Source organism: Streptomyces sp. NPDC111606, assembly GCF_055656945.1.
Genome location: NZ_JBVKBY010000036.1, coordinates 1 through 5,944 on the forward strand (window position 1 = coordinate 1; position 5,944 = coordinate 5,944).

At 66.8% G+C, this 5,944-nt stretch carries 7 protein-coding genes and 3 pseudogenes; 4 read left to right on the forward strand and 6 right to left on the reverse strand.

Annotated features, from left to right (window positions below):
• Positions 1-337 precede the first annotated feature (337 nt).
• A complete protein-coding gene (locus tag ACZ7M7_RS44885) occupies positions 338-751 on the reverse strand; it encodes an ANTAR domain-containing protein (RefSeq protein WP_472127630.1) in 414 nt (137 codons plus the stop codon).
• 566 nt (positions 752-1,317) lie between these two features.
• Positions 1,318-1,809 (reverse strand): SRPBCC family protein, encoded by a 492-nt coding sequence (locus ACZ7M7_RS44890; RefSeq protein WP_472127632.1) that lies wholly within the window; start codon positions 1,807-1,809, stop codon positions 1,318-1,320.
• Between the two features lie 88 nt (positions 1,810-1,897).
• Between ACZ7M7_RS44890 and ACZ7M7_RS44895 the strand changes: the two genes are divergently transcribed.
• Together ACZ7M7_RS44895 and ACZ7M7_RS44900 are read left to right on the forward strand one after the other, a co-directional pair.
• Positions 1,898-2,215 (forward strand): hypothetical protein, encoded by a 318-nt coding sequence (locus ACZ7M7_RS44895; RefSeq protein ID WP_472127642.1) that lies wholly within the window; start codon positions 1,898-1,900, stop codon positions 2,213-2,215.
• A complete protein-coding gene (locus ACZ7M7_RS44900) occupies positions 2,133-2,414 on the forward strand; it encodes an Imm1 family immunity protein (protein ID WP_472127634.1) in 282 nt (93 codons plus the stop codon). Before ACZ7M7_RS44895 ends, ACZ7M7_RS44900 begins: the two co-directional genes overlap by 83 nt.
• Here ACZ7M7_RS44900 and ACZ7M7_RS44905 read toward each other — a convergent pair.
• The 4 genes and pseudogenes from ACZ7M7_RS44905 to ACZ7M7_RS44920 all read right to left on the reverse strand — a co-directional run.
• Positions 2,405-2,752, reverse strand: a pseudogene (locus tag ACZ7M7_RS44905) (FAD-dependent oxidoreductase); the annotation flags it as partial. The gene ACZ7M7_RS44900 and the pseudogene ACZ7M7_RS44905 overlap by 10 nt on opposite strands.
• Positions 2,689-2,889: an FAD-dependent oxidoreductase gene (locus tag ACZ7M7_RS44910; RefSeq protein WP_472127636.1), complete on the reverse strand. Its 201-nt coding sequence runs from the start codon at positions 2,887-2,889 to the stop codon at positions 2,689-2,691. The pseudogene ACZ7M7_RS44905 and the gene ACZ7M7_RS44910, both read right to left, overlap by 64 nt.
• A 110-nt stretch (positions 2,890-2,999) precedes the next feature.
• Positions 3,000-3,119: pseudogene (locus ACZ7M7_RS44915) on the reverse strand (IS21-like element helper ATPase IstB); the annotation flags it as partial.
• Positions 3,120-3,139: 20 nt separating this feature from the next.
• A complete protein-coding gene (locus tag ACZ7M7_RS44920; protein ID WP_472127638.1) occupies positions 3,140-3,880 on the reverse strand; it encodes a hypothetical protein in 741 nt (246 codons plus the stop codon).
• A gap of 77 nt (positions 3,881-3,957) precedes the next feature.
• On the opposite strand from ACZ7M7_RS44920, the gene ACZ7M7_RS44925 reads away from it, so the two are divergent.
• Positions 3,958-4,530 (forward strand): ArsR/SmtB family transcription factor, encoded by a 573-nt coding sequence (locus ACZ7M7_RS44925; RefSeq protein WP_472127640.1) that lies wholly within the window; start codon positions 3,958-3,960, stop codon positions 4,528-4,530.
• A gap of 563 nt (positions 4,531-5,093) precedes the next feature.
• Positions 5,094-5,858: pseudogene (locus ACZ7M7_RS44930) on the forward strand (IS481 family transposase); the annotation flags it as partial.
• Positions 5,859-5,944: the final 86 nt, after the last annotated feature.

A 5,944-nucleotide genomic window follows, 5' to 3' on the forward strand; every position in this document is an offset into this window, starting at 1 on the left:
GTCTCCGCCAGATCCAGTACCGCAGCAACCTCATCGACGGATGCCTTGCCGAAACCGGCCTCACCTTGACGACATCACGGCAACAACGTCAGTAGTGGGCTGCCCCGGATCAAGGTCCGGCTGTGCCAAGGGTGCTGACGCGGGGTTGTCGTACTCGCGGCGGGCCTTGTGCTGAGGCCGGGACAGCCGGGAGGCCTTGGGCGCCATCGAAGGGCTGGCACCGGGCGAGGAGTCTGCGATGTACCCGCAGGAACGGCGCTGACGCGCAGGATATAGCCCTGGCTGCGCCTTCAGTCACCCCGTCATCTGGCTGCGAACTTGATTGGCCGAGCAGGGCTTAGCCGGGCTGCCCGTCGGTGCTGACGCAGGTCGGCTCGGGCGCCGTGTGCGGCGCGTGCAGGCCCTCGGCCGGAGCCGGGTCCGGGTGATTGCAGTGGGCGGGGACGGGCCCGGGCCGGGCCCCACCGGCGGCGGTCACCGCCTCCTGCAGGGCGGGGCCGATCCTGTCCGGCAGCCGCCCGGAGTCGACCCACCGCAGGACGTCCGCCGCTACCTCCCGCAGCTTGACGTTGGTGCTCTGGGAGACCTGCTGCAGCACGTCCCAACTCGCCTGACCGTCCAGGCGGTGCACCGCCCGGAGCAGACCGATGGCCTGGTCGACGACGGCGTGCGAGACCACGGCATGGCGCAGCTGCTCGACTTCGCGCTGCAGCGCCGCGATCCTGTCGAGCAGGTCCCTGTGCTCCGTCATGTACAGCCGCTCCGCCTTCCCGTGCCTGCCGAGCGGTGGTCCGTGGTCGACGCGCACCGATCCGTTCCACCCTGCGCCGCTGCGGGGAGCCGCCACCAGCCGCGCAGCGAACGACATCACGGCCGGCCATCCGGAAAACGAACAGACCCGGGCGCCCGCCCGGGCCGGAACGTGAGTACGAGGCACCGGACCGGCATGGCCTGCGAGGGTGGGACGACCCGTGGCGAATGACAGGCGGCGCATGCAGACACTCACGTCTTCGCTGCCCTCTACCGCGAGTCCTACGGCCACACACCCCACCGCACCCTGCACGACTCCTGACGCCCCGCAGGCGCGGCGTTCCCGCGTCGCATGGCGCTGACCGACTGCGCACGATCCTCGACCGGTTGCGCAGAGGGGGCTGAGGAACATCGGGTCGAAAACCGGCGCTAGGCCTTGATCGGTCTTGGTGGTCGGCCGCGGGTGACGGGGCGTCGGACGGTTCTGAAGCCTTGGCGCAGATAACGACTACGGACGAATGGAAGATCAACACGCCAGCCGTCAGACGCCTGACCAGTTAAGGCAGATCAGGCCGTCGCTTCGCGGACGTCCTTTCCCTGCTCGGCGAACGCCTTGAAGTCCTGCATGTGCTGTTGCGACTGCTTGCGGAAGGCGCCGGGCATCAGAAGTCCCACCAGCTTCATCAGAAAGCCGCTGAACCGGTATTCGTTCTCGCTCTCCCAGAGCGTCGATGCCGGACCGGCTTCGGTCAGCCGGTCGCGCACGGCGCTCCACAGGCCCTCGCCGACGATCTCGCGGTCGAAGTGAACGACGCCCGTTTTCGGGATCTCGCGCAGGTCTGCCGGTTCCCGGCGCGTGATGGTCTCGGTGCACTCGATCTTCCGCTGGCCCATCTGCATCACGACCCGCGACTTGGTACCGACCTGCCCGTGTTCCCCGCTCAGCGGCTCGTGCAGCACCAGACCCCGCAGCCATTTCGGCAGGTGTGCCGGGTCGGCGAGCAGTTGGACCACGTTCTCCCGCGGCAGGGCGATCTCGATGGAGACGGTGTATTTCATGGGGCGCATTTCCTTCTAGGTGTGGGGCAACGTGCTTTTGTACTGCTCGTCGTGCTCCTCGGCTGAGGGCACCCTATGGGGGCGCAAAATGAAGCAGGGGCGTGCGGAAGTTTACTACCGGACAGAGCATGCGGATGGGCGACCGATCCTCACGTCCGGTGACGTCGATTCTTTCATCGATGACCTTCTCGGTGGTCCCGATTCTGAGAACACGGCCGAGCTGCACTCCTTGGATCGCCCACTCCTTGCCTCGGGATTCCCGGACCGTGAATTCCTGGTTGGCGTGGACAAGGAACTGCAAGTCGGCGTTCTCGGCTTCATGGATGAAACGGGGAATCTTGTTTCGCTCGGTGACGCGGAAGGGCGAGGAAGTATTTCCTACTTCATTGTGGGGAACGGGAAATGAATTCGCTGATCGGTCAGAGATCCCCATCAGTCTCGTTCGTCAGGCTGTCAAGGAATTCTTGGCCTCTGGCGGGCAGCGGCCGACGTGTATCCAATGGCAGGGAGCCAGAGATCTGGTGACAGGGTGGAAACCGACTGAGGACAGCACTCCCTCGACACGTGAGCCCGCCAGCTTGAGGGACCGCACCGCCGCTTCGTAAATCACTTTCGCTCCGTGCGCGCCGGCGGCGTTCACCAGCGCTTCGGTCATCGCCGTTGGATCAACAGCTGCGTCGCTGGGGGTGTGAATGGCCTGCTGGGGAGAGTTTCGGAGGTGAGGCTCCAGTGCCGTGATGTCGTTTCGCCCGATCAAGTACCGGCCAGGCCCCGGCTGTGTGTCCTGCCCGGCGTGAAACGGAGCATCGGTGCAGGTCAGCGAGCCGGTCCAGCGGACGGCGACTTCAGACAGTTCGGTCTCCGGCCGCGGGTAGTCCGTCAGGACGGATTCGCGGAGGTCCCGGCTCCGCCCGGCCAGTCCCCTCCGGCGTCCCCGATCCAGGAGAAGGAGTCTCCCGTCACTCCCGTGGCCGGTGACGTCCCCTGGCCGAGCAAGGTCACAGGTACTCCCCGGCGTGCCAAGTGGTAGGCCACCGAGGAGCCGACGATTCCCGCACCGACAACGACAACGGCTGACATCGGCTCCTCTGCGGTGACGCGAGGACTGCTCGGACTGAGCTTGCGGCTCTTCAGACACAGTCCGGTTGCTGCAGTGGTCCCGCAACAGAACTACGTGCGGCCCTCCTGGTTCACCCAGCGGCGCGTTCAGCCTGGGCCTTGGTGTGGGCGAGACGGTATGACTCGGTGCCGGTCTGGATGATGGCGCCGTTGAAGGTCAGCCGGTCGACGATGGCCGCGCAGAGTCGCGGGTAGCCGTGACGGTCTTTGTTCATGCCTGGATGTAGGGCCGGATGGCCACCGTGACATCCATGTCGAAAACGTTCGCTCCCGCCGCGGACGGCAGGCCCAGGGCCCGGTCGAGCGGGCGGCCGAGGGGGCCGCAGCCATGAGTGCCCGGGGTGGCGAACTCCGCGTCCTGGGCGCCGAAGGCGACGACCAGCGGTTCCTTGGATATCACCCGGGTGGGATCGGTGTCCTTGAGTACTAGGTGGATGGCGTCCTCATCGCTGCCCACCGAGCAGTCCGATGATGGCAGGGCCAGCAGCCCGTGCGCCCAGGCGATGGCGAACTTGATGTCGAACTCGCCGCGTCGGGTGTCGTCGGACAGGAAGTCCGAGTAGCCGCCGTACTGCGGAGTCAGGGTCAACGGGGTGTCTCCGAACCGGATCGGCGCAGCGGTCATCTCCCCGAAAACCTGGCGGAATTCACCGTCCACTCGGCCTTCCGCAAAGGTGATCTTCATGGGTTCGGTGAGAGGCTCGTCGACGGCGCCCATGCGCAGATGCCCCGTGGCGTGCATGACCTCGCAGCGCCAGGTCCCGGGGTCCGCACGCGTGGGCAGCTCATGGACGGTCGGGCAGGCGGAGAAGTCGAACTTGGACAGATCCGCGGCCCGTTCAGCTCCATGCGCGGGTGTGGCGCCCAGGGCGAGTCCGGTAAGTAGGGCTCCTGCGGCAGCACTTGTGAAGCGGTGGACTGTGCGATTCAAGGTCACTCGGTTGGGCGTCATGGACCACAGCATTGCAGAGGTTTCTCTGCAGAGGAAGGTCTGCAGAGAAATCGCTGCTGTCTGGATAGACTGCCGCTATGACGAAAGAGCACAGAGCGGAAGCCGCAGGACGGCGCACAGTCGACAGCCCCGACGTGCTCAAGGCCCTCTCACACCCTCTGCGCCTGCGCATCCTGCGCCACCTCGGCGCGGCGGGCCCGGCCACCTCAACCACGCTGGCCGCCGCCCTCGGCGAAAACACCGGGACGCTCAGCTACCACCTGCGCATGCTGGAGCGCAGCGGCCTCATCGAGGACATCCCTGAGCGCTCCACCGGGCGTGAGCGCTGGTGGCGCGGGGTGCGCGGCCTCGACATCCGCAGACCGCCGCAGGGTGAACTGACGGAGGCCGAGCGCGCCATGTCGGCCGAGCTGGACCGGATGAGGATGGAGGAGGACGTCGAGCTCGCCCGGCAGTTCACCGCCGGACAGGCGGAGTCCGAAGGCTGGATGCGGGGTTCACGCAGCCTCATCCACCTCACGAAGGCAGAGCTGGACGCGTTCCATGACGACTATCTGGCCCTGCTCGCGCGCTATGCCCGCGGGCCCGAAGACGCCCCCGACGACGCACGACCCGTACTCCTGCGCTGGTTCGGTCTGCCTGCTGACTGACCAGCAGCCGGCCGACGATCTGTCCAACTCGGCCAACTGACCGTACGGGTGAGTCGAAGAAAACGGACCGGGTCGGGCGACGTCTTCACGGGCAGCCACGGTGTCCTCATTCGGACGCCGCTTTGCGCGGACCTCGAACGAGGAAAGGAGTAGTAATCAGTCACGCCGCCCATCGAGACCGCGGCTGACACAACATCAATCCACAGGTCTTGGCGGTTGCCCTCTTCCGGCACTGGGTCGGTTGCGCGATGGGCTGACCACGTGGGGCCTGGTGGGCATCGAACTGCGCACTCATCCTCTGTTCGCGCGAGCCCACCAGATGCCCTTTGCCTGGCATGAACCTGGCGCGCCTTTCTGCATCGGCTGGCCCGCCTGGGAAGAATCCGCCGATGCTCCGTGAGCTTGGTTGCCTCAGACAGGCCGTACCGGAACGCGAGCAGAGCAACCTCGGGTGGGAGCTAGTTGTATTGATCACGAGCGTTGTTAACGCCGACCAGGCTTGATCATGGCGAAGACCTCCGGTGTGGTGGAGCTGTCTAGGACTGCACCGCACGGAGGTCTTCGTGTCCCACCGTAATGCCCGGCTGACCGTTCACGGCAGGCGGCTGCTCGTCGAACGTGTCTGCGCCGGTTGCCCGGTCGCCCATGTCGCAGCCGAGATGGGCATCTCGCGAGTCACGGCCCATAAGTGGGTCCGCCGCTGGCGGGCCGAGGGCGAGCAGGGGCTGCACGACCGCTCCAGCCGGCCGATGACGACACCGCACCGCACGGCGGCGGCAGTGGAAGCCCGGGTGTGCCGACTGCGCCAAGACCGCAAACTCGGTCCCGCCCGCCTCGGCCCGATCCTGGGCCTGCCCGCCTCGACCGTGCACCGCATCCTGGCCCGTCACGGCCTGAACCGGCTGGCGTTCATGGACCGGTCCACCGGGCAGGTCATCCGCCGCTACGAACGCGACCGGCCCGCCGAACTCGTCCACAGCGACGTCAAAAAACTCGGCCGCATCCCCGACGGCGGCGGTCACAAGACGCTGGGCCGCCAGGCCGGCCGGGCCACCCGCGGCGGAATGGGGTTCGACTACATCCATTCCGCCGTCGACGACCACTCCCGCCTCGCCTACAGCGAGATCCACCCCGACGAGAAGGTCGCCACCTGCGCGGGCTTCCTCACTCGCGCGTCCGCGTTCTTCCACGCGCACGGCATCACCCGCATCGAGCGTGTGCTCACCGACAACGCCTGGGCCTACCGCAAGGGCCTGGCCTGGAAACAAGCCCTCGACCGGATCGGCGCCACCGGCAAACTGACCCGCATCTACCGGCCCCAGACCAACTGCGAGGATCTGCAAGCGCTCTTCCGGCCGGTCTGACTCACAGACCAACCGGCCGCTCGTGCCTTGTTGCCGATGCGTCGGCCGGC